The sequence below is a fragment of the Moritella sp. genome, assembly GCF_033791185.1.
GTDB lineage: Bacteria > Pseudomonadota > Gammaproteobacteria > Enterobacterales > Moritellaceae > Moritella.
Map to the genome: position 1 here is coordinate 30,343 of NZ_JASJHF010000159.1, position 21,904 is coordinate 52,246.

General features: G+C 41.3%; 18 protein-coding genes. 6 read left to right on the forward strand and 12 right to left on the reverse strand.

Going from position 1 to position 21,904, the window contains the following annotated elements; translation table 11 throughout:
- Position 1 precedes the first annotated feature (1 nt).
- On the reverse strand, positions 2–1,636 hold the full coding sequence (locus QNK26_RS09550; RefSeq protein WP_319222518.1) for a sensor domain-containing diguanylate cyclase: 1,635 nt from the start codon (positions 1,634–1,636) through the stop codon (positions 2–4).
- Positions 1,637–1,986: 350 nt separating this feature from the next.
- Here QNK26_RS09550 and QNK26_RS09555 point away from each other — a divergent pair, with 350 nt between their 5' ends.
- The 5 genes from QNK26_RS09555 (at position 1,987) to QNK26_RS09575 (ending at position 7,431) form a co-directional block, all read left to right on the forward strand.
- Positions 1,987–2,436, forward strand: a complete 450-nt coding sequence (locus QNK26_RS09555) for an SMI1/KNR4 family protein (protein WP_319222494.1) — start codon at positions 1,987–1,989, stop codon at positions 2,434–2,436.
- A 440-nt stretch (positions 2,437–2,876) separates the two neighbouring features.
- Positions 2,877–4,349, forward strand: coding sequence for a DUF1254 domain-containing protein (locus QNK26_RS09560; protein WP_319222496.1), 1,473 nt, complete (start codon positions 2,877–2,879; stop codon positions 4,347–4,349).
- A 98-nt stretch (positions 4,350–4,447) separates the two neighbouring features.
- Positions 4,448–4,786, forward strand: coding sequence for a hypothetical protein (locus tag QNK26_RS09565; protein ID WP_319222497.1), 339 nt, complete (start codon positions 4,448–4,450; stop codon positions 4,784–4,786).
- Between the two features lie 15 nt (positions 4,787–4,801).
- The gene (locus QNK26_RS09570; RefSeq protein WP_319222498.1) at positions 4,802–5,128 is read left to right on the forward strand and encodes a hypothetical protein; all 327 of its coding nucleotides are present in this window, start codon (positions 4,802–4,804) and stop codon (positions 5,126–5,128) included.
- A gap of 227 nt (positions 5,129–5,355) precedes the next feature.
- Complete coding sequence (locus QNK26_RS09575) at positions 5,356–7,431, forward strand: alpha-amylase (RefSeq protein ID WP_319222500.1); 2,076 nt, start codon at positions 5,356–5,358, stop codon at positions 7,429–7,431.
- A 120-nt stretch (positions 7,432–7,551) separates the two neighbouring features.
- Here QNK26_RS09575 and QNK26_RS09580 read toward each other — a convergent pair whose 3' ends face one another.
- Positions 7,552–8,502 (reverse strand): chromosome segregation ATPase, encoded by a 951-nt coding sequence (locus tag QNK26_RS09580; protein WP_319222502.1) that lies wholly within the window; start codon positions 8,500–8,502, stop codon positions 7,552–7,554.
- On the reverse strand, positions 8,502–9,839 hold the full coding sequence (locus QNK26_RS09585) for a sphingomyelin phosphodiesterase (protein WP_319222503.1): 1,338 nt from the start codon (positions 9,837–9,839) through the stop codon (positions 8,502–8,504). Before QNK26_RS09585 ends, QNK26_RS09580 begins: the two co-directional genes overlap by 1 nt.
- A 333-nt stretch (positions 9,840–10,172) precedes the next feature.
- Between QNK26_RS09585 and QNK26_RS09590 the strand changes: the two genes are divergently transcribed.
- Positions 10,173–11,105, forward strand: a complete 933-nt coding sequence (locus QNK26_RS09590; protein ID WP_319222504.1) for a DUF368 domain-containing protein — start codon at positions 10,173–10,175, stop codon at positions 11,103–11,105.
- Between the two features lie 98 nt (positions 11,106–11,203).
- Here the strand turns inward: QNK26_RS09590 and QNK26_RS09595 are convergent, their stop codons facing one another.
- The 9 genes from QNK26_RS09595 to QNK26_RS09635 all read right to left on the reverse strand — a co-directional run.
- A complete protein-coding gene (locus QNK26_RS09595; RefSeq protein WP_413816356.1) occupies positions 11,204–11,698 on the reverse strand; it encodes a nitrous oxide reductase accessory protein NosL in 495 nt (164 codons plus the stop codon).
- 37 nt (positions 11,699–11,735) lie between these two features.
- On the reverse strand, positions 11,736–12,554 hold the full coding sequence (locus QNK26_RS09600) for an ABC transporter permease (RefSeq protein ID WP_319222506.1): 819 nt from the start codon (positions 12,552–12,554) through the stop codon (positions 11,736–11,738).
- Positions 12,551–13,522 carry an ABC transporter ATP-binding protein gene (locus QNK26_RS09605; protein WP_319222508.1) on the reverse strand — a complete coding sequence of 324 codons (972 nt, stop codon included), beginning with the start codon at positions 13,520–13,522 and terminating at the stop codon, positions 12,551–12,553. The genes QNK26_RS09600 and QNK26_RS09605 overlap by 4 nt, the downstream gene beginning before the upstream one ends.
- Positions 13,519–14,838: a nitrous oxide reductase family maturation protein NosD gene (locus tag QNK26_RS09610; RefSeq protein ID WP_319222510.1), complete on the reverse strand. Its 1,320-nt coding sequence runs from the start codon at positions 14,836–14,838 to the stop codon at positions 13,519–13,521. Before QNK26_RS09610 ends, QNK26_RS09605 begins: the two co-directional genes overlap by 4 nt.
- Before the next feature lie 119 nt (positions 14,839–14,957).
- On the reverse strand, positions 14,958–16,856 hold the full coding sequence (gene nosZ / locus QNK26_RS09615) for a TAT-dependent nitrous-oxide reductase (protein ID WP_319222512.1): 1,899 nt from the start codon (positions 16,854–16,856) through the stop codon (positions 14,958–14,960).
- A 116-nt stretch (positions 16,857–16,972) separates the two neighbouring features.
- Positions 16,973–19,078: a transcriptional regulator NosR gene (gene nosR / locus QNK26_RS09620; protein WP_319222519.1), complete on the reverse strand. Its 2,106-nt coding sequence runs from the start codon at positions 19,076–19,078 to the stop codon at positions 16,973–16,975.
- A 251-nt stretch (positions 19,079–19,329) separates the two neighbouring features.
- Positions 19,330–19,791 (reverse strand): cytochrome c-type biogenesis protein, encoded by a 462-nt coding sequence (locus tag QNK26_RS09625; protein WP_319222514.1) that lies wholly within the window; start codon positions 19,789–19,791, stop codon positions 19,330–19,332.
- A gap of 9 nt (positions 19,792–19,800) precedes the next feature.
- The gene (locus tag QNK26_RS09630; protein ID WP_319222515.1) at positions 19,801–20,358 is read right to left on the reverse strand and encodes a DsbE family thiol:disulfide interchange protein; all 558 of its coding nucleotides are present in this window, start codon (positions 20,356–20,358) and stop codon (positions 19,801–19,803) included.
- A partial coding sequence (locus tag QNK26_RS09635; RefSeq protein ID WP_319222516.1) for a heme lyase CcmF/NrfE family subunit occupies positions 20,348–21,904 on the reverse strand: 1,557 nt, incomplete at its 5' end. The genes QNK26_RS09635 and QNK26_RS09630, both read right to left, overlap by 11 nt.

Consider the following 21,904-nt stretch of genomic DNA (forward strand, 5'->3'; position numbering starts at 1 on the left):
TTTAATTTATTTCATCACATTCAGGCACGAAAAAATGAATGGGATTTAAAGCCGATGCTTTTGATATATACATAGCTTTGTCCGCTTTTTTAATTAACTCTATAGATGTAACAGCATCATCCGGGAACATCGAAATCCCAATCGATGAGCCTATTTGCAATGCATAATCATATACTTTAATCGGCTCATTAATCGAGTTGATGATACGCTTTGCAGCAGCCAATATTTCATCCTTACCTTTAGGGTTATCGAGAACGAAAATAAATTCATCGCCCCCTAAGCGGGCTACGATATCTGAATGGCGAACTAATTCCAACAGCCTCTTCGATATCACTTTAAGCAACTCATCTCCAACATTGTGACCATATGTATCATTAATCAATTTGAACCCATTAAGGTCAAGAAACATCACCGATAAACTACGCTGCTGACGTTCACAATTAATTATTTTTTGATCCAAACGTTCCATCAATAACATTCGGTTTGGTAAATCGGTTAATGCATCATAAAAGGCTAAATGCTTAAGATGCTCATCTTTGTTCCATAGGTCAGTGGCATCGCTAAATACCGAGATATATCGCAACGGCCTACCTTCCTCATTTTTAACCATGCTAATGTTCAGCCGCGATAAAAAAAGATCGCCACTTTTTCTGCGATTCCATATTTCGCCAGACCACCGTCCCTGTGTGATAATACTTTCCCACATCAATGGATAGAAATCTTGACTTTGACGGTAAGATTTAAGAATACGAGGCGTCAGACCGATGGCTTCATCTGCTGTATAACCCGTTATATGACTAAAAGCAGGATTAACTGACAAAATAATACCGTTGATATCGGTTATCAAAATGCCATCAACGGTGCTATCAAACACACAAGCGGCTAATTTTAGCTGCGCTTCAGTTTCTTTTAGATGCGTAACTTCGCTTGATTGAATTGAAAAACCTTTAACAACACCATCAATATCAACATCGGGGATATAATGTGCGAGGATATTACTAATACTGCCATTCGTTTTTTTTAGTGTCCGCTCAAAACTCTGTACTTCTCCCGCTAAGGCATTTTGAATATAGCGCTTATTCAAACGGTATAACTGCTCACCAGCTAATTCCTTAAATGAGACCCCAATAAGATCTTTGGGATCTAGAGTGAACCACTCACTAAAAGCTTTATTCGCAAATTGGCAACGTAACTCTTGATCCCAATAACCTATCATATTAGGCATAGAATCAATTATTTTGGTAATGAATTGATGCCGCTGAACTTCAGATTGATGTATTAATTGTACTTCTTCTAACTGCAATTTAGTGCGCTGAACCATACCATGAAGATAAGATATATAACTACAGACTATGACAAAAACAAACATTTCCAACACATCGAAAACATTATTCATTAACGAGTACGTTGCAAAAAGTGGCCAGAGAAAAACCAGTGTTAGAAATGTCAGTAAAGTTGCGATCAAACCCGCAGATATCCCACCAAAGAGTATTGCAATAATTACGGCTAGATAAAAAGTAAACCAAGTGATGTCTTGACCTATATTTTTCAATGGCCATGCCTGCAGTAAAATGGCAATACTGATAAGTAAAAGTGCAAAAATAAAATGCTTAAATTGACTGTGTGTTGCCACCATTTTTCTCACGTCATTCATGCTCATTCCTTGACCTATCAGCGCGCATTTAAATATTTACGAATAAATAATATACGACTAAAGTCTAGCTTATTTTATACCTGCTAGAACCACTAACTATAAAATATATATTTAAAACAGATGTATATATAAATAACCTTGAAATATAGAAGTCAGAAAAACTATAAGTGATTACATTCTAAGTAGAAGTGGCCAACGAATAACCGTGCAATTAAAAACCGCAAAGAATTGAATCATCTGCTTATCATGTGTATCTTGCATTTATTCAAAAATTTAAACGTTTTTATCGCAAAGCGTGATACTAAGCTATTAGCGGTATTGGAGTATTTCAAATGAATAGCATTGATCAATTTGTAACAAACTGGGGAAGTAAAAATGCCATGGTGCCAATAAATAGTCAGGCCATTGCAGAACTTGAATCAAAATTAAATGGTTTTTTACCCGATGCATATAAATATTTAATATCTACTTATGGTTTGGTTCACACACCCAATGTATTAACTAAGATTTGTGACTTAAATTCCGACATTTCTGAAGTACAAGATTTCTTAAGCCTAGACGATATATTTTCACTCTCTCAACTCTATGAAATGAGTGGTATGCCAAAGGGGCATATTTTGTTTGCATCTGATTGTAAGGGAAACATGTTTTGTTTCAAACTTGAGGATTGTGTCAGTGCGCAAAAAGATAGTCCGGTATGGTTTTTTGACCATGGTCTGCGTACCGTCACAAAAATATCGAACTCTTTCATTGAATGGCTTGAACAGTTCAATAAGCTTTAATTATCACGCTTAGTTTACGCCAATCGTACGGCTATTTTGATATCTTTTGTCGTAGTTACCCTCTTGCTTGATAGCAATCCGCGATTGCTCGATACCCTACTTTCTATGAGCACTATTATTCTGGCATTCAATTGCCATAATAATGAGCTCATTCTAATAGTCTCCGTTTCAACTTTTGTAAAAATATAATGTATTGAAATATATAGTTTCTGTTCTCCATCAATTTATTTATAGAGGCTCCTATAAATAAAAGTCTCAATGCCTCGGAACAAAATGCTTAAATCAAGACTACCATTAACCAATTAATGCATTGAGTGTAAAAACAACTTAATATTTTTTATTTAATTTTACAGCATTTTAAAAAAGTACTTATACAGATGTAGGTATCATAAGCTGGTAACTGCACCAACAATAGCATCCCTGAACTTAGGAGATTCGCAATGAAGGCAACGCAGGTAGCCAGTGTAGTCTTAACCGCGGTCATTGCGGTCAACATAGCAACCTCAGTGCAGGCAACTGAGATGCCGTCGGAACCACGCGGAGGTCAGCCACCGATAGGTTCTAAGCCATCCGTAGAGAACTTCTCCGAACAAGTCACCTACCAACGCGCATTCGAGGCGGTAATCTGGTCGATGCCAGCCATGATAAAATACGGTATGCGTCGGGCTTCGATTGAAATTGGCGCGGGGGATAACGTCGTTTGTGCCTGGTCCGCCGGTGCCAAGCCACTGCTGGAGACACTGACGCCCAACAACACATCTCCCTACGTGACATCGACCACGGACCTGCGCAAAGGGCCTGTAGTGCTTGAGGTGCCAAAGGCGACAGACAAGGCTATCTTGTTCGGACAGGTTGCCGACGACTGGTTTATCACAATTGCCGATATCGGACCAATTGGCCTCGACAAAGGCAAAGGCAATAAGATTTTACTGCTCCCCCCCGACTATACCGGTGACGTGCCTACTGGCTACGCGGTAGTGAATAGCCCCAGCTATATCCTTGACTTCGCCTTTCGATCCATACCGCTGGCCAATGGCAAGCCTGAGGACGCCTACGCGTTATCCAAGAAAATCAAGATGTACTACCTGTCAGAGCTGCCGAATCCAGAGCCAACGAAATTCGTGGACCCAATCGACACGCAGTGGTCAACCTTGCCGCGTTACGATGAGCGGTGGTTTGAGGATCTTCAGGAGATCATCAATGCAGGGCCTATCCGCGAGCGCGACAAGTTCATGATGGGATTGCTCAAGACGATTGGTATTGAGAAAGGTAAACCTTACAGCCCAGACGCAAAAACGAAAGAGATTTTCCGTCGGGCAGCGATCGACGCCTACTACTACATGAGAGAGGGCTACATCGCTGGCGTACCGGGCGAGATGGTATGGGGAGCAAAGCGCACGTGGCGGGACGTCTTCTACACTGACCCCGACGGAGGATTCAGTTGGGATACGGAGGGAATACTCGATTATGACAATCGGGCAATCCGTAACTGGTTCAACGTCATCTACTTTCCAGCCAAGGTCGCCGAACGTCCTGCCACCATGTATATCGATACGCCACTGGACGGGGACGGCAACGTGCTTCAGGCCGGAAAAACGTACAAGCTGACAGTGCCTAAGGATGTGCCCGTCGACAAGTTCTGGTCTCTGACAGTCTATGATATGGCGACCTGGGCCTTCATTTATACGCCTGAAGCGAAGCCAGGACTCTCGTCTTTCGATCTCGATGATATGAAACAGAATGCCGACGGCAGCGTGGATTTGTACTTCGGCCCCAGAGCGCCCAAGGGATATGAGAATAATTGGATATCTACCGGGGGCAAGACCCCTTACGTGCTGTTTCGGTTCTATGGGCCCACAGACGCGATCCTAGACAAATCATTTATCCTAAACGACGTCCAGTTGGTTGAGTGAGAGATAAGGCAGCTAACAAGGCTATTAAATCATAGCGAGGATATAGAATGAACATTTTGATGAGACCTATCAGCTTCCAGATATTGAGGAGATAAAATATGAAATATAAATTAACTACTAATGCTATCTGCTTGACTGGGTTAACCTTTTGTAATTTAGGTTATGCAGGCGTAGCTATTGATGGATATGGATATGGATATGAATATGAATATGAGTATAAAAATACAATTCCAGTTACTGAAGCAAACTACACGGACGTGGAAGCTGAATATAATTTTTTGAAATGGAAGAAAAAAGATGCGATGAACAAGTTATTCCATTTAACTCAGTTAACTCCTGCTGGTGTTATGCCAACAATTCGAATGAATCGTGACACTCTATACTCAGCTGCTTTAGTAGATGCCTCAAAAGGTTTTAAAGTTCATATGCCAGACTAGGGAATTTTTACCTCTGTGCTTATCATCGACCAAAAAGGTTATTCTCAAGATTATATATGGCAGTCAGGCACACATAAGATCACAATTGATAAAACTAATGGTAATTTTGTTTGGGTTCTTTTCCGCATAGGCCTTGAACAAGGTATCGAAAAGGCGAAAGAAGCTCAGCAGACTGTCGCCATAACGGATGTGGGTAATAAAGTTTGGTCCCCCCAACATTATGACAAAGCGCAATATCATAAGCTTCATGACCAATATATAAATGAGGCTATTAATACTTACAGACTTCTGAAAAAGTTTTTGGGTTTGCTTGGAGAGTATATGGTAGCTCTTATAAAGTGAAATCAGGACGGTGGAATCCAATTAATTCATTAGTTCAAGAATAGAGTCCATTTTTCAATAAGTGCTAGCATCTTGCCCAGCCGTTATTTTCTTTCTCACACTCTCCACCCTATTGTACTAAAACTTTGATCTAGTTAACTATTTGGGGCGTAGTTTGCTAGGATGATGTCTGAGTAATCATTCCGTTTTATTATGATATCAATTAATGGAATAATTCAGGTCTGAAGATGAAACTCAATAAAATAAGCCTTCTACTCATGCTTGCCTGCCCAAGCTTGTTTGCTTCACCCAATCTAACTATCTCAACGAGTACTAATAGTCGAGACTTCCCGCTTACTAGTCAATCGCCGTTGGTGGTGCCACTGACCAAAGCAAGCTATACCCTCAAAATAACAGGTATTGAAGGAAGCTGCGTTACGCAAACAAAACAAAAGGTAAAGTTTAATCAACCACTGGCGTTGAATTGCGATTCTGCGACTGAGTTACCGATTAAAATCAGATTTAATGGTGATTATGCTTTTGAATTTGATGCCGAGAAGAAAACACTGTTGATAAAACGACAGCCCAAAAAATCCACTCAAAAGGTATTCAAGCGCCCGCTTCCGCAAGTTCAGTGTGACAGTTATAATGGCGGTGACGTTACTGTTAATCTTGCCGATACCTATAAAGATGGGACTCAATTAAAAGACAAATTAAGCGGGCAAGTGGTTACCGTTAGTCAACAACAGGTTACCTTAACGCCAGCCGTTAATAGCGGCGGATTAATATTGTTAGAACCACTCCAAGAACAATTCCAACAAGCTGAATTTAACTGGCGTAACGCCAATATTTATTTTGTCATGATTGACCGTTTTAATAATGCCGATACCAGCAATGATAATAGCTATGGTCGTCGTAAAGACGGTAAAGATGAGGTTGGCACCTTTCATGGTGGCGATTTAAAAGGGGTCATAGAGAAACTTGATTATATCCAAAGCTTAGGAACAAGTGCAATTTGGCTGTCACCCATTGTAGAACAAGTACATGGGTTTGTCGGTGGTGGTAACGCAGGTTCGTTTCCATTTTATAGCTACCACGGTTATTGGGCGCGTGATTTTACTAAAATAGATGAAAACTTTGGTAATGAAGACGATCTTAAACGGCTGGTCGACGAAGCGCATAAACGCGGTATCAAAGTGTTACTCGATGTCGTTATAAACCACTCTGGTTATGCAACCTTAGCGGATCTACAAGCAGATCAAATTCCGGTGGTTAATCCATCCGAGAATTGGCCTATACAATGGAGCGACTGGCAACCAAGTACCGGTCAAAGTTGGCATAGTTTCAATGACAATATCGATTATAACAATGTTGAATGGAGTCAATGGTGGGGCGGTGATTGGGTTCGAACAGATTTACCAAATTATCCCAAACCAGGCACCAACGACCGCACGCTGTCATTAGCTGGCCTGCCCGACTTTATTACAGAATCGACCAAGCCAGTCACCCCGCCAGAATGGCTGTTAAACAATCCAGGCACCCGTGTAATTGCTCGTGACAATTACACCGTAGCGGATTATCTGATTAAGTGGCAGACCGACTGGGTAAGACGTTTTGGTATTGATGGCTACCGTATCGATACGGTAAAACACGTGTCGGGCGATGTGTGGATGCGCTTAAAACAAGCGGCGACAAAAAGCTTAAATGATTGGCGTGAAGAGAATGATAAAACAGGTCAACCATTTTGGATGATGGGTGAAGTATGGGGACATAGTGCTTATCGCAGTCCTTATTATGATGACGGTTTTGACGCTCTGATCAATTTTGATATGCAGAAAAAAATGGATCAAGGGGCAACCTGCTTTAGCCAGATGGCCGATACTTACCAAGATTATGCCGATACACTCCAAGATGAACCCGATTTTAATCCGGTCAGTTATATGTCATCTCATGATACGGAACTTTTCTTTGGGCGATTTAAATCATTTGCAATGCAACGTAATGCAGCCAGTGCACTATTACTAAGTCCTGGCGCTGTACAAGTTTATTATGGTGATGAAACCGCAAGAAATATTGGTCCTTATGCCGATGATTTCCACCAAGGTACGCGTTCAGATATGGCTTGGTCATTGGATGCTAATCGCCAACAATTGCTCAAGCACTGGCAAATACTGGGGCAATTTAGACAAGATCATCCCGCGATTGGTGCAGGCCGCCACGATGAAATTAAGCAACAAAACGGCTATGCGTTTTCTCGTACGTTAGGTGCTGATAAGGTCGTGGTGGTATTTGCTGGTAAGCCAAAAAATGACCCATTTGAATGATTAACTTAATACACACAAGAAATGTGATGACCTGCTGACCCGATGACGGTTTTCCTGCGTGTAGCAACCACAGTGATCATCGGTTTGCAACGCAGGTTAACTTTCAATATAAATCTTTATCTATGGACTAAAAAAACCAAGTCGATATTGATATAAGCGATCAGCTTTGTAAACTTGCCACTCTTCATCACTCAGTGCTTGCTTTGACGTCGCGCGTTCATTAGCAAGTATTGCCTCAAGTTCATTTAAACCCTGTTGATAATCAGAGACATCCTGATGCTGCTTATCGACTTGCTCTGCTCTACTGGCAATAGCTTGCTGGGTATTAGCGGTTAAATACTGCTTTGCTAGTTGCTCCATAATACGCGCGACTTCATTCTCAGGCATAGACGGGGGTATTAACTTCACTGCTTCTTCGTACTTTGCGTTATCAGAGTCTAGCCCAAAGGTGGCCAAGTCATCGCCCCACTCTGCTAACATAACACTGTATTGGTGCATAAAATCATCCGAATTCTGAGTTTGGCTAAGCAAATTGTTCGGGTCTGCTATCGATAGACGGTAATTATAATAAGCATCTTGTTCTGCAAACAATAGCTTGGCATCGTCACCCCATACCTGCTCGCGGATAGTGTTAACGTTGGCAATTTTATCTGCCAGAGTCGCGTCCTGACTGATTAATGATTCGCCCATCAAACGTTGTTCCTCCTGCTGATGTTCAGGAAAATGAACTAACAACTGATAACGATGTTCATCAAGTATTAACTGCTGTTGAGCAAGCATTTCATCACAAGTACGTTGTTGAAGACATTGTTGCCAAAAAGACGTTAAAGCCGTCATTAGCACCTGCCCTTCAGCTTGTTGCAATAACGTCTCTTGCTCAGATATAACCTTGTTAACTGGCGCTTTATCCTTAACTTGACTTGATGTGGTGGCTGTCGGTTGCGCCGTTAAATGAGGAGCTTTAGGTATCGCTTGCTCATTTTCAACTGAGTTCAGTTCATTTTCATTCGTGATGAAGAGATAAACGCTGCCGATAAAGGCAACGCTTACCAAAATTAACGGTGCCCGCATTAATGGATCTCCGCTTTAACGGGGAAATGATCAGATAGATTCCAATGTTTCCATAAACTAGCAACTGTAGTACGCGGTACTTTAACTGTGTTTATGTTGTCATTGCGTTGCGCAAATTCATTACTGGTAACTATATAATCGAGATATTCGATATTCTCACCACCCGATAACGCACTTCCGGCAAAGGCATTAATACGCGGGTCAAACGTTGACTCGGTATAACCTGCGTATTGCGGTTCATCTGCGCTAAGATTAACAAACATCTGTTGATAATCGGTTGGGAACTTACGCTTGTTCACATTAAAATCGCCACCATAAACAACCGTATCCGTTACTGGAATATTCTGTGCATGAGCAAAGTCACGGATCTGGCGGAATTGACGTTGACGGTAATCACGAGCGGTATCGGTATCAAACGATGCTGTGTGCGTAGCGAATACATGATACGCCTTACCATTTTTGATTACTTCCGCGTAGTTAACCCCTTTGTCTGCAAAGCAATCCGTACCTGAACAGTCCGGATAAACATATTGTCCTTCGTTAACAATTGGATAGCGACTGACAATCGTAACACCACCATCGTAAATATTTACACCCGATTGATCTAACATCTTGGTTTGATATGGGTATTCTTTGGCAAGGTCTCGTAAGAACGCGTCCCGGCCAGAGGCAAAGACTTCCTGCAGCATAAGGACATCATAGCCTTTCAAGTGTTTTGGTATCTCCTGAAAACGCTCACCAATGTGCGATGCAATAACAGGCAGCGCCCAGACGTTGTATGACATCACTTTAAGAGTATCGGCATCATTGATAGGCAGTTCATCAATTTGCTGTGGGCTGATACTGTAATGAATATCATCATAGCGTGCCGTAGCACTGGCTTTAAAGGCGATCTCAGTACTACTGCTGTGACTATTATATTGCGATTGATAACGGTAAGTCTCACGATCATCAGCCCAGTTCAACGCAACATCGTTGGCGCTGGCACCATGTTCAAGTGACGACTTATACCAATAACCTTTCACCTGTTGTAACAAAGACAGCGACTCGCCGTTGTCATTGCTAACCAGTGTCTCAAATTGATAGTTTTCGCCCGATTTAATCCCTTCCCAACGGTTAAAACTTAATACCATTTTGGTTTCCCAAGGTTTAAGTGTCTGTGCGTGTTGCTGCCACTCCGAACCTTCTTCAAGTAAGTCTGAACCAGTATGGTTGACCTGAATCGACATCGTTTGGTTAGAGTTATTCGTAAGGTAGATATCACTGTCAGCAAGCGCTGACGCACTCATCATGCAAGTGAAGCAAGTCGTGGTTATTGTTTTTGTCAGTATATTCACATCAAATCCTTTGATTGTAATGATAACGGATCCGAGATTAGGTTAAGAAGATGGCATTTAAAATACAATAATATTAAATATTTAGTTGCGATCACAACTAAGCATAAACAACAAGAATAAGTGTGACCCTTGATGGTAAACACTTAATTAATGATTCAAGTTGGCATTGCCAATAAGCACCTAAATTGATGTTTAACTCTATTTTTAAGATATCCAACTTAATGTAATTTAGAGTAAATTCAAAAAAGGATCTGCTGTTTTGACATTTTTTTGACTAAAACAGTTTATAATGCTGGCAAATATGCCATCAATCAATAAAGTGTACGGAGAATCATGAGTAAAGTTTCTATCTTTTTAAAAGGTATGGCAATGGGTGCAGCAGATGTAGTGCCTGGCGTATCAGGCGGTACAATAGCCTTTATCACCGGAATTTACGATACTCTGTTAGGCAGTATTAGTCGTATTACACCACGCCTTATCGGTATCATCAGAAAAGATGGGTTAAAAGCGGCTTTTGAGTACATCAATGGTACATTCTTGATCGTATTATTGGCTGGAATCCTGACCAGCATCTTTACGCTAGCGCGTGTTATTACTTGGATGTTGCATACTCACCCTATTCCACTGTGGTCTTTCTTCTTCGGTTTAATCATTATCTCGGTAAACCACATGTTTAAGCAGATTGAGCATTGGAATGTCAGCCGCTTTATTGCGTTGCTCGTCGGTATTGCTTTTTCTTATAGTATAACCGTACTGCAACCTCTGAACCTTGAGCCAACTTCAATCAATATCCTACTTGCTGGCTCAATTGCGATTTGCGCAATGATCTTACCGGGTATTTCAGGTAGCTTCATCTTACTGATGTTGGGTATGTATGCACCGATTCTGGCTGCTGCTAAGTCTATCGACGTGGTGACACTAACAACGTTTGCAGCGGGCTGTGCTATTGGTCTTCTAACATTCTCACACGTATTAACATGGGTACTGAGACACTACCGTGATATCACACTGACGTTTTTAACCGGTCTAATGATAGGTACCCTGGGTAAAGTATGGCCGTGGAAAGAAACACTAACGTGGCGTACAGATTCAAGTGGCCTAGAAGTGCCACTACTAGAGCGTAATCTCTCACCATTTAGCTTCGAAGACATCACCGGGCAGCCAGCATTATTAGCTTATGCGATTGTGGCGATGCTTGCTGCTATTGCACTCATTTTAGTGCTAGAAAAGGCGGCGAATAAAACCACTAAAAGTCATAATTTATAATTAAACGATAGAAAGAGAGAAAGAGAGAAAGAAATACCTGAGTGTATTTCTTTCTCTTTTAACATCATTATTCGTTTTTTAGTTCACTAATCGCGTATCTAAAGTATGTCGATAGTAATGTCATCAAAAGCATACAACTGACCACCGAATTCCTCAATAAATACCCCCGCATCCACCTTACTACTAAAACTACCCAGTGTTTTACCCATAGCGCCTTTTTGGCTCGAACCAATGACAAACCACGCCGTACGCGCATCAATAAAATGTTCATCACCCGGTGTTGCCCAAGGTGTTTTACTCATATCATGAACAAATACCTCTTTCACCTGACGTTTATTTTCTGGTTGTAGGATGAAACTAAATAGATCACGAGTAGAGCAAAACTTATTAATACTCTCAGTGTTACTGCTGAAATGCTCTCCTTTAGGCCCTGGGAAATTGCTGATAATCATGCCACATAAATGACATTCATCAGCCTGCTCAATAGCGACCGCTTGACGTACCATTTCTTGCTTACTGGTATCTTCACTACAACCAACAAGTAACATAAACACAGTAGCAAGTGAAAATACTTTCCATTTATTATTCATTATTTCTATCCTTCTAATTCAATGCAAAAACCAATGTAAATCAAAGCGACTTTCTATTAAACAGGACACTTGCTAGCAATAAAGGAGTGACTATCCACGCCAGCATAAGCACAATTAAAGAACTAACAGACTGACTACTATTGATAGCAACCGCTAAAACACCATTCACATCCGTTACATCTAAAGCAGCAAGGTTGGTTAACCTAAATATATCCGCAGGGTTAAACATCATGGTATTCACCAAACCTTGTTGAGTAAAACCGGAGTCAACACCAACAAGTAACGCTAACAGTGCCAAATCAAAAACCAATACAAAGAAAAACCAGGTAAGTAACGCTAAACCGGCGGCTTTTGATTTTTCATTAACAGCAATGCTAATCACATAGGCAATGCTGATAAAAGACCAACCAAGCAAGGTTGCGGTTAAGATAAATAATCCAAAAGCAGGCAGTACCTCAGCAAAACTAGACTGACTGCCTAACAGTAATGCTGCGCTACCAAAGCCGATAAATGTCGCTAACGCAATAATACAACCCTGCCCGACAAACTTGCCCAACAGTAATTGTATTTTGCTGATCGGATAAGTTAACAACAGCAGTAACGTACCGGACTCCTGTTCACCGACAAAGCTGTCATAACTGAGTAGTAGCGCAATTAAAGGGATTAAAAATACCGCTAAACTAGACAAACTTGCAATGGTCGATGATAACGATACCGTGCCTACCTGCCCAGATGCCGCCGCACCATAATAGCTTAGTCCTAAAGATAGAATGGCAAATATCAAGGTAATCGAAATTAACCAACGATTGCGTAATCCGTCTTGAAACTCCTTCATTGCCACAGCTAAAATTTGATTCATACGCGAGCCGCTCCTACACCAGTATTAACTACAGTATTGATATCAACTTGAACATCATTTTTTACATCAACGTCGTTAATGCCACCAGCTAAATAATACTGATATAGCTGATTCAAACTCGCATGCTCGATGTGTATATCTTGCACGCCTGAGTAAGACATAACCTGTTTGATCACCGTCATTTTTTGCGTTTCCGAAACGGATAACACATCAGCTTTAATCAGTAATGGACTCAATAATGGGTCTGTCATTAACTGTTCGGTAATACCTTTAGTTGAAATCAATACCGGTAAATGAGCACGATTACGCAATTCACTCAAAGTTCCAATCATTAATGCTTCACCGCCTGAAAGGATCATCGCGCGATCGATATGTTGCTCGACGCCCGGTAATACGTGAGAACATAAAATAATGCTCGCCCCCTTACTTTTCAGTTTATCTACCGATTGGTAAAACTCTTGCGTTGCAGTGGGATCTAACCCCACTGTCGGCTCATCTAACAGCAATAATTTCGGTTCACCCAAAAATGCTTGTGCCAAACCAAGACGCTGACGCATGCCTTTAGAATAAGTTTTCACCGGACGATGCATCGCATGTGTTAACCCAACCTGCGCTAACAACTCACTCACCTGTATTTTACTGACCGATTTTAAACGCGCAAAATAATGCAGTACTTCGGCACCAGTTAGATGCTCATAAAAGCTCACATTTTCAGGTAGGTAACCGATTTTACGCCGACCATGCCAAGCTTGTTTAGAACCAGGATCAGTGCCAAATACTTTGACGTCTCCTTGTGAAGCATTCATCACACCCAGAATCAATTTCATCATGGTTGTTTTGCCTGCACCATTATGGCCAAACAGGCCGAGTACTTCTCCAGGTGCGAGTTGTAAGGAAATATTTTTTAATGCTGTGAGTCCCTGAAACTGCTTGCTCACGTTTTCAATAGATACAATTGAAGAGGTCATAAAGCTAATGCTACCTCGTTATTTTTAGAATGAGAATTTGATGCAACAGGAAATGGTTGCATCAAGGGAAAGCTATCTTTAACGCCACCGGGCTTAAGTACCGGAAATTGATTTTGTACCCAGCGTAATAACAACACAGCGGGACTATCAAGTAACACCTTTGCTTCTGGATATTGCCAAACCATTTTATCAATACCATCATTCGGCACAAACGCGGTATCACCGGTACCGTCATTATTCAGGTCCCAACCTAAATAATTACTCCAATAGTTGCCGATACCATCAAGGCTCCACTCTTGTTGTTTATTCGAGACATATTTAATTTGTACAGGGTTATTAATGAAATTGTTACCATAGACCTTGGTATTTTCAGAGCCTGCAGTAAGGTGTACACCAATTTCAGCAGTATCAATGGTGTTATACATGATCTTGTTATAAGCCGAGTTATAAATAAATAACCCCTTACCATCACGCCCTAACACCTTGTTTTCTGCTTTCGTCCAAACCTGTTTAATTTGATTATAACTAATTTCGGAAGACGTAATAAAATTCATTAAAAATCCGTAATCTTCACTATTAACCGTGCGATTGCCAGACACAATTAAATTACGTGAACTCATCAGTGCATAGCCAGCTCGGGTATTATATGCAAAGTTATTAAGCACTTGATTGTTATGCGAATACATATAATGAATACCATAACGTAAGTCATGCATAGTATTGTTTTTTAAAACATTTTGTTGGCTAGAAATAATGTATAAACCATCCCGGGTATCATTGACAGTATTACCTTCGACGAGCGCATTTTTAACCATAGATAACTGAATACCATTACCTCGGTCTGCAGAGCGTAATGTTGAATTACCCGTTATATGATTATTCTCAAGCAATACACCGTCACTTTTTTGCACCCAGATACCAAAACCATCACCCTTTAATACATTGTTACGTAAAGTTAAATTAGTTGACCCCACATCTGTATAGATCCCCGAGTCTTGGGTGGTTAAGTTTCTGCCCCAGTTCACTATCGTTAGGTTTTCGATGGTAATATTAGAATTTTGTAGTTCTAAGCCATGCCCGCTGTTATTGGCATTTAAAACCACACCTTTTTCACCAATAACACGAATAGCGCGGCGCACAATAAAGTTACCTTTATATTTCCCTGCCGAAATGGCCACAACATCACCATCAAGCGCTAAGTCGAATGCTGTTTGTAAATCATCCGAGGCAGCAACAAAGATGTCTTTGGCCCAGCTTGCACTAGAGAAGCTCGTAGTAAATGTTACAAATATAAAAAGTAATAATGGTTTTATCATTCATACTCTCGACAGCATAAAGCTACAATATGGAATAAAAATAAAGTCGAGGACAATCCATACTCATCACCCTCGACTTCTTAACTAACCTAGCGATTAAACTTTAATAAAATTAACGACTAAGTTTCAACCAACATACGACCACGCATTTCCATGTGTAGGGCATGGCAGAACCAATTACAGTAATACCATTGCACACCGGGCTTATCGGCAACAAAAGTAACTGATGCTGTCGCTTGTGGGCCGATCTCCATTTGCACACCATGATTAGTCAAACAGAAACCATGTGTTACATCTTCAACCATATCTAGGTTAGTCACGACAAATGTCACTTCATCACCGAGCTTCACCTTAAACTCGTTAATGCCAAAAGTCGGTGCAACAGAAGTCATATACACACGCACTTTTTTACCATCACGAATAACTTTATTCTCTGCCATCACATCAACACCATCTGCTTTTGCCATCGCAATAGTGTCAGCAAAAATAGGATCATCACGTGTCCATAATTTTTTAGGTTTCACTTTGCTGCGATGCACAATGATGCAGTCATGCGGTTCTGCAAACGTAGGACCATCATGTACCAGCTTCATTTCATCGCCTGAGATATCAATTAACTGATCATTTTCTGGGCGTAGCGGTCCCACTGGTAAGAATCTATCTTTCGAGAATTTACATAATGATACAAGCCATTTACCATCAGCATCACGGGTTTCACCTTGTGATGTATGGTTGTGGCCTGGTTGATAATGCACGTCGAGCTTTTGCTTAAGGTAATTAACTTTCTCACCGTTGTACGCACGGATCGCTTCTTCAACATCCCATTTCGCGATTTGGCTATCTAGGAACAAGGTTGTGTAAGCATAACCACGGTTATCAAATGCAGTATGTAGTGGACCTAAACCTAATTCTGGTTCTGCAACCACCGTATCACGAGGTTTGATCTTGTCGTCAAACAGGGCATCAAGTTTATCAATCGCAATAATCGACACCGTTGGTGATAATTTACCGTTGGCAACAAAGTACTTACCATTTGGCGAGGTATTCATGCCATGTGGTGACTTAGGCACTGGGATATAACGGGTAAGTTCAGAACCTTTACGCCCATCAAGTACAGGTACATCATTACCATTATAAGTTTTGAATTTACCCGCTTTAAGCGCAGCTTCACAGCGCGCTAGGTTAAATACCACAACATGATCACGTTCAGCGGCGAGCATTTCACCTAAGTTCATGCCCATTTCTGAGTTGTAACAGGTTGAAGCAAAATACTTGCCGTCGAAATCAGCATCGGTATTATCTAAGTTACCGTCAACCATGACTTGGAACGCCATTTCCATTGATTCAGCATCAATAACATTGAATAGCGAACGATAAGTACTGACGTCTTCCAATGATGCTTTACCATCATTGTTCATCGGAATTTCAAACTCACTATTGCAGATCACATATTTTGTATAAGGTACTTTTTGCACACGTAAACCATGAATCGCTTGTACGTTTGGCACTGTCAGCATCTTGTCTGCTTTCATTACATCACAACGGATACGCGCAACACGTGAGTTAGCTTTGTCGTTAATAAATACATATTTACCGTTATAACGGCCATCCGTCATACTCATGTGCGGATGATGAGAGTCACCCGCTAAAAGGTGCGCACTATCACCTTTGATGCGTTTACTTTCGTTGGTTAAACCCCAACCTGTGGCGCTATCGATATTAAATACCGGAATACGCATCAGTTCGCGCATAGAAGGCAAGCCCATAATACGAACTTCACCGGAGTGACCACCACTCCAGAAACCATAGTACTCATCAAGTTCACCGGGATGAACCACTGGGCTATTTTCATACTCCACACGTTTTGCTTGCGCGACAGACGAGAACATTGCGGCAGACATAGGTGCTAATACCGCGCCTGCGCCTAAAACGGCCGTTTTACCAAAAAAGCTACGACGCTCCGAATTTTCGATTGTGACATCTTTAATTTCTTCAATATTATTTTTTTTATCAGTCATTATTAATCTCCATATTATCAATCTAGTCAGTACTATTTATGTATCGTTGAGTGTTGAGTATTACTTATTTATTGTTGAGTCTTGCTTATATATTGTTAGGTATTCGCTATACATTGCTAGGTATTGGTTACCTCTATGGCTTGCTCTTGGAATTTTTTCAGTTTGCGTGCTTGCTTTTTAAGTGGTGGACATTTCTGATCATTAAAGTAGGTAATTTGACAATCTAAGCAGTAATGACATTCGCGCATATTAATAACACCGTCAGGTTGGATGGCTTGGATCTCACATTCTTTTGCACATGTTTTACATGGCTGACCACAATCTGGACGGCGTTTAAGCCAGCTAAATAAGCGCATATTACTGCTCACAGACAGTGCCGCGCCCAACGGACATAAGTAACGGCAAAATGTCTTACGATTGACAAGATTAATGAGCAGTAACAAACTTGCCCAAGCAACAAATGGCCACTCGCGATCAAACTTCAATAAAAAGGTGGTTTTAAACGGTTCAATCTCGGCAAATTGCTCAGCAAGTGCCAGTGAATCTAATGAGATGCCAAACAAGGCAAGTAAGATAAGATATTTAATTGCCCATAAGCGTTCATGCACCGCATAAGGCAGTTCGATTTGTGGTAATTTGATGAAACGACCAAACACATTGATCAGCTCTTGCAACGCGCCAAACGGACATAACCAACCGCAATAAACCGCTCGCCCCCATAACAACATAGTGACAGCAGCCGCACACCATAAAATAAAGATGATCGGGTCAAGTAAGAATAAGTCCCAAGAAAAGTCATTCGCTAAAGCATGTAAAAAGGTGAATACATTAACAATCGAAAGCTGTCCAGACCATGCCCAACCAATAAAGACCACGGTAACTACTAAAAAACCGTGACGTAAATTATGCATAAATTTAGGATGACGAACGAGCACATCTTGAAAGAATAGAATCAATACCAATACCACAATTAACAGGATCAGTACGATCACTTCTAGATTTCGCTCTTGCCAAACTTGTTGAGTAAGCGTCAATTCGGGCTCTGGATAAATCGCCGGTGGCGTATCAACATATTTTTCTAACATGCTGTATTGACCTTTAAAACTATTAAACAAACTATCAACCGGTCCGGTTTGACGTCGAACTAACAGCTCAAATTGCCATTCAGCGCCAGGGTCAAACTCATGGTGTGTCGCAATTTTAAATACTGACATTTCTGAAAATGCAGGGGCGCCCTCAATAAAGATATCCGTCAGTCGTTCATGCTCTAAATCGCGGAATGAGATAGCATTGTTGTTTTGATGCACTTGGATACGATCAAAGATACCACCGCGCACATAACCAGAACCTTTAAATGAATAACCATTACCAAACACAGCGACAAGGTGCTCATTGGGTTTTAACTTGCCCATTAACCATTGGTAATCGGATTCACTAAATAAGTTTTTACCAATAGAGGGCACATCCGCAAGCGTATAATAAATCTCTGCAAACATATCTTGTTTTTCTGATGCAGCGGCTTCATCAACATGCTCAGCATCGGTACCAACAAAGCTTTCATCAACCGTGGCACGGTTAAGGTATAACTTACGAATCGAGCCATCGCCAGTGAGATCTAACCAATTAGCAGGGCTAAATACGTCTGCTTTAATCGTCGACGCTGGTTGGATGATGCCGTTGTCTGGTTCAATAATGCCTAACGACACAGCAACTTTATGGGCTGCTTTGGTAATACCAACGTTCATCACCATCACTGTCACTGTCGCACCAGAAAGACCATCGATAGCAACATAACCTTCACTTTTATTACCGCCTACTTTTAAGCGGTCCAACACAGAGAGTCCGGTATATTGGTCAGCGAAATTCCATAGTTTTTGCTCTGGAATACCAGCAAGGATAATCGGTTCGTGATGCTCCAATACCTTCGCGGTCAAGTAATTGCCTTGTGGATCGATCGCCACCAGCATATTGACTGGTTCACCAGAATAAGCCGGTATACGCGCGACATCATTGGTTTCAAACGCATACCCTAATACAAGGTCATTTTTTCGTACGGTCCAAACTAAAGGATCACCGGTTTTTTCTGAGATATCAGTCGCATCAGGAAAGGTTTGTTCAATATAAGGTATCGGATCTTTTGGTGGGCTAACAAACAAAGCGTAGCTCGGTGTGGCAAAGATGACTAATATTACGCACACTAAAGCCAACGGTAAGTATGGCACTATAAGCTGGCTAATTTGGGTCGTATTAGAAGTGCGTTTGTTTGTTGTATCCACGATAAATCCTTAATCTAACAAGCACTGCTATATTGCACTGCTGTTGCCATTGAGTATCATAGGGAATAGTAGTAGATCGATAAATGACATGTATCAAGTGTGTTGAAAATATAGACAAAATGTAAATGCGAAGTATATTTTATGCGACGTCACACGAAAAAATCACTAATAAAGTTTAATAATCATGAGCTATCTAACTAATCAGCCTGCCGAGTCTGGACCATAGCGCTGTTGATTCGGCGATACCCCAACCAACCAAATACACCGACAAAAAACAACGGTGCGAGCCACAATACATAGGTTCTTGGTTCAAATTTAGGTTTATACAACACCACATCACCAAAACGGCTAGTCATAAAATTAATCACTTGTGCATCAGTTTCACCTTTATTGACCATCAAATAGACCGCTAAACGTAAATCTTTGGCTATCGGGGAATTAGACTCCATCAAATTTTGATTTTGACATTGGGGGCAGCGTAATTGGCGCGCCAAATAAATCGCCCGATTTTGTTTATCAACAGAGTTAAACGCAAACACCTCTACCGACTGCATTGCTTCAACACCCGAATCGCTAATATGACTCGCTAGTGGTTGTGCAGATAAAGGCAATATGGTGAACATCGCCACCATGAAAATATACGCTGATAATCGTTGCATGTTATCCCTTTACTTTGCTTGTTTCGTTAATAGTTTTTGTATAAATGGCTTAAAGTAATGTTGCCAAACCACTTCATCTAGCGCGCCAGAATAACGAAATAATACGATACCTTTATTATCTAACAGGTACGTTTCTGGTGTCGAAATAACTCCGATATCTAATGCAAGCTTGCCATCATGATCAAAAATGGTTGCCACATAAGGATTGCCCAGCGTGGTTAATACTTGATTGGCAGCAGCGCGTTGATCACGATAATTTAAGCCGATAATACGCACTTCATCTTTAACCGCTAGCTGCATTAAAAAATCATGCTCACTTTGACAAACCGCGCACCAAGAAGCCCAAACATTTAACAAGGTGAATTTATTGTTCGTCTGTAGCACACTATTATCGACTAACTCAGTATTCGAAGTTAAACTACGGGCGGTAAAAACCGGGATCGGTTTACCTACCAAAGCCGAAGGCGTCACTTGCCCTTTTTGAGACATTAATGCAGCCATCATCACAGCAACAAATAGCAAACCCAATAAGCTCGGCAGTACTAGCTTCAATTTGTTATTTAGCATAACGCTGCCCTATCGCCAACATACCACCAAGCATCATCATTACACTGCCTGCCCATAACCAATTAATAAACGCTTTGTTTTGTACTCGAATAGCATAAGCGTTGTGATCAATCTTCTCACCCATGGTGATGTAGATATCACGCAGCCAATTAGAATGAATAGCGGGCTCGCTCATATTCATCACTCGCACTGGATAATGACGTTTTTGTGGTTTCAATTGCACAATAACTCCTTCTTTATCAACAATATCAATCACTGCTTGTTCCGCGGTATAATTAGCCGCAACCAGCCATTCAGTATCCACATAAGTAATAGTTAAATCACCGAACTCTACTGAACTACCAGGACTCATTTTAGCACTCACCTCTGTGGAATTATAACTGACCAGTAAGATACCCACAGCAGTGACCGCCACACCGATGTGCGCGACAGCCATGGCTGAACGGCGGAGCGTCACGCCAGCGAACAAAGATGACATCACGATACCAACGCACAATATCAACACTAATAATACAAACACTGATAAGCTGTGATTAAACAGATAACTGGCGACAGAACCGACGAAAACAGAGGCAACCCACGCCAATATCAACCTAATATTCACGCCATTAAAATGCGTCTTTTTCCAATGAATAAAAGGGGCAATACACATCAGCATAAAGCAGAGCAAAGCCAGAGGAACAAATACCGCATTAAAGAAAGGTGCGCCCACCGAAATACTCGCTAGGTTTAATACTTGAAAAATCATCGGGTAAAAAGTCCCTAGCAATACTGATAATGTCGCCACCACCAATAAACCATTAAGCATTAAAAACAACACTTCTCGACTCACAATACTGTGTAACTTTAACGGTATTATCTTGCCGCTTTGCAACATAAATAAAGTCAATGGCACCACGACACAAACAGCCAGAATAACAAGTAGCACGAGACCACGTGTTGGATCGACTGCAAACGCATGCACTGAAGTTAAAACCCCAGAACGCACTACAAATGTACCGAGTAAGCTTAAGCTAAAAGTGAATATAGACAGCAACAAGCTCCAGTTTATCAATGCTTGGCGCTTTTCACTGGCGATCAGTGAATGCAATAACGCCGTACCCGTTAACCAAGGTAGTAAAGAGGCATTTTCAACCGGATCCCAGAACCACCAGCCGCCCCAACCCAGTTCATAATAAGCCCACCAAGAACCCAGCGCGACACCACCCGTCAGCATGATCCAAGCAGCAAGCGTCCAAGCCCGACTCCACTGCGACCACGGGATATTAATATCAGGCATAGTTAACGCTGCAACGGCAAAGGCAAATGCCCCCGAAAAGCCAACGTAACCTAAATACAATAATGGCGGGTGAAAAATAAGACCCACGTCCTGTAACATCGGATGCAAATCGCGTCCATGCAAAGGTACAGGAAACAAACGCGAAAAAGGATTAGAAGCCAGCAGCGTAAATAGACCAAACGCGGCGGTTAATAAACTTAATACAATTAATACTCGGCTAATAAAAGCCTGATTGTGATTGCGGTTAACGAAAGCTATCGCTGCCGA

Excerpts from the sequence above, each read along its gene's own strand:
- QNK26_RS09555 (WP_319222494.1), top strand. The coding sequence starts at position 1,987 with ATGAATAGCATTGATCAATTTGTAACAAACTGGGGAAGTAAAAATGCC.
- nosZ (WP_319222512.1), bottom strand. The coding sequence starts at position 16,856 with ATGACTGATAAAAAAAATAATATTGAAGAAATTAAAGATGTCACAATC.
- QNK26_RS09590 (WP_319222504.1), top strand. The coding sequence starts at position 10,173 with ATGAGTAAAGTTTCTATCTTTTTAAAAGGTATGGCAATGGGTGCAGCA.
- QNK26_RS09625 (WP_319222514.1), bottom strand. The coding sequence starts at position 19,791 with ATGCAACGATTATCAGCGTATATTTTCATGGTGGCGATGTTCACCATA.
- QNK26_RS09610 (WP_319222510.1), bottom strand. The coding sequence starts at position 14,838 with ATGATAAAACCATTATTACTTTTTATATTTGTAACATTTACTACGAGC.
- QNK26_RS09575 (WP_319222500.1), top strand. The coding sequence starts at position 5,356 with ATGAAACTCAATAAAATAAGCCTTCTACTCATGCTTGCCTGCCCAAGC.
- QNK26_RS09600 (WP_319222506.1), bottom strand. The coding sequence starts at position 12,554 with ATGAATCAAATTTTAGCTGTGGCAATGAAGGAGTTTCAAGACGGATTA.
- QNK26_RS09630 (WP_319222515.1), bottom strand. The coding sequence starts at position 20,358 with ATGCTAAATAACAAATTGAAGCTAGTACTGCCGAGCTTATTGGGTTTG.
- QNK26_RS09605 (WP_319222508.1), bottom strand. The coding sequence starts at position 13,522 with ATGACCTCTTCAATTGTATCTATTGAAAACGTGAGCAAGCAGTTTCAG.
- QNK26_RS09550 (WP_319222518.1), bottom strand. The coding sequence starts at position 1,636 with ATGGTGGCAACACACAGTCAATTTAAGCATTTTATTTTTGCACTTTTA.
- QNK26_RS09580 (WP_319222502.1), bottom strand. The coding sequence starts at position 8,502 with ATGCGGGCACCGTTAATTTTGGTAAGCGTTGCCTTTATCGGCAGCGTT.
- QNK26_RS09560 (WP_319222496.1), top strand. The coding sequence starts at position 2,877 with ATGAAGGCAACGCAGGTAGCCAGTGTAGTCTTAACCGCGGTCATTGCG.
- QNK26_RS09565 (WP_319222497.1), top strand. The coding sequence starts at position 4,448 with ATGAAATATAAATTAACTACTAATGCTATCTGCTTGACTGGGTTAACC.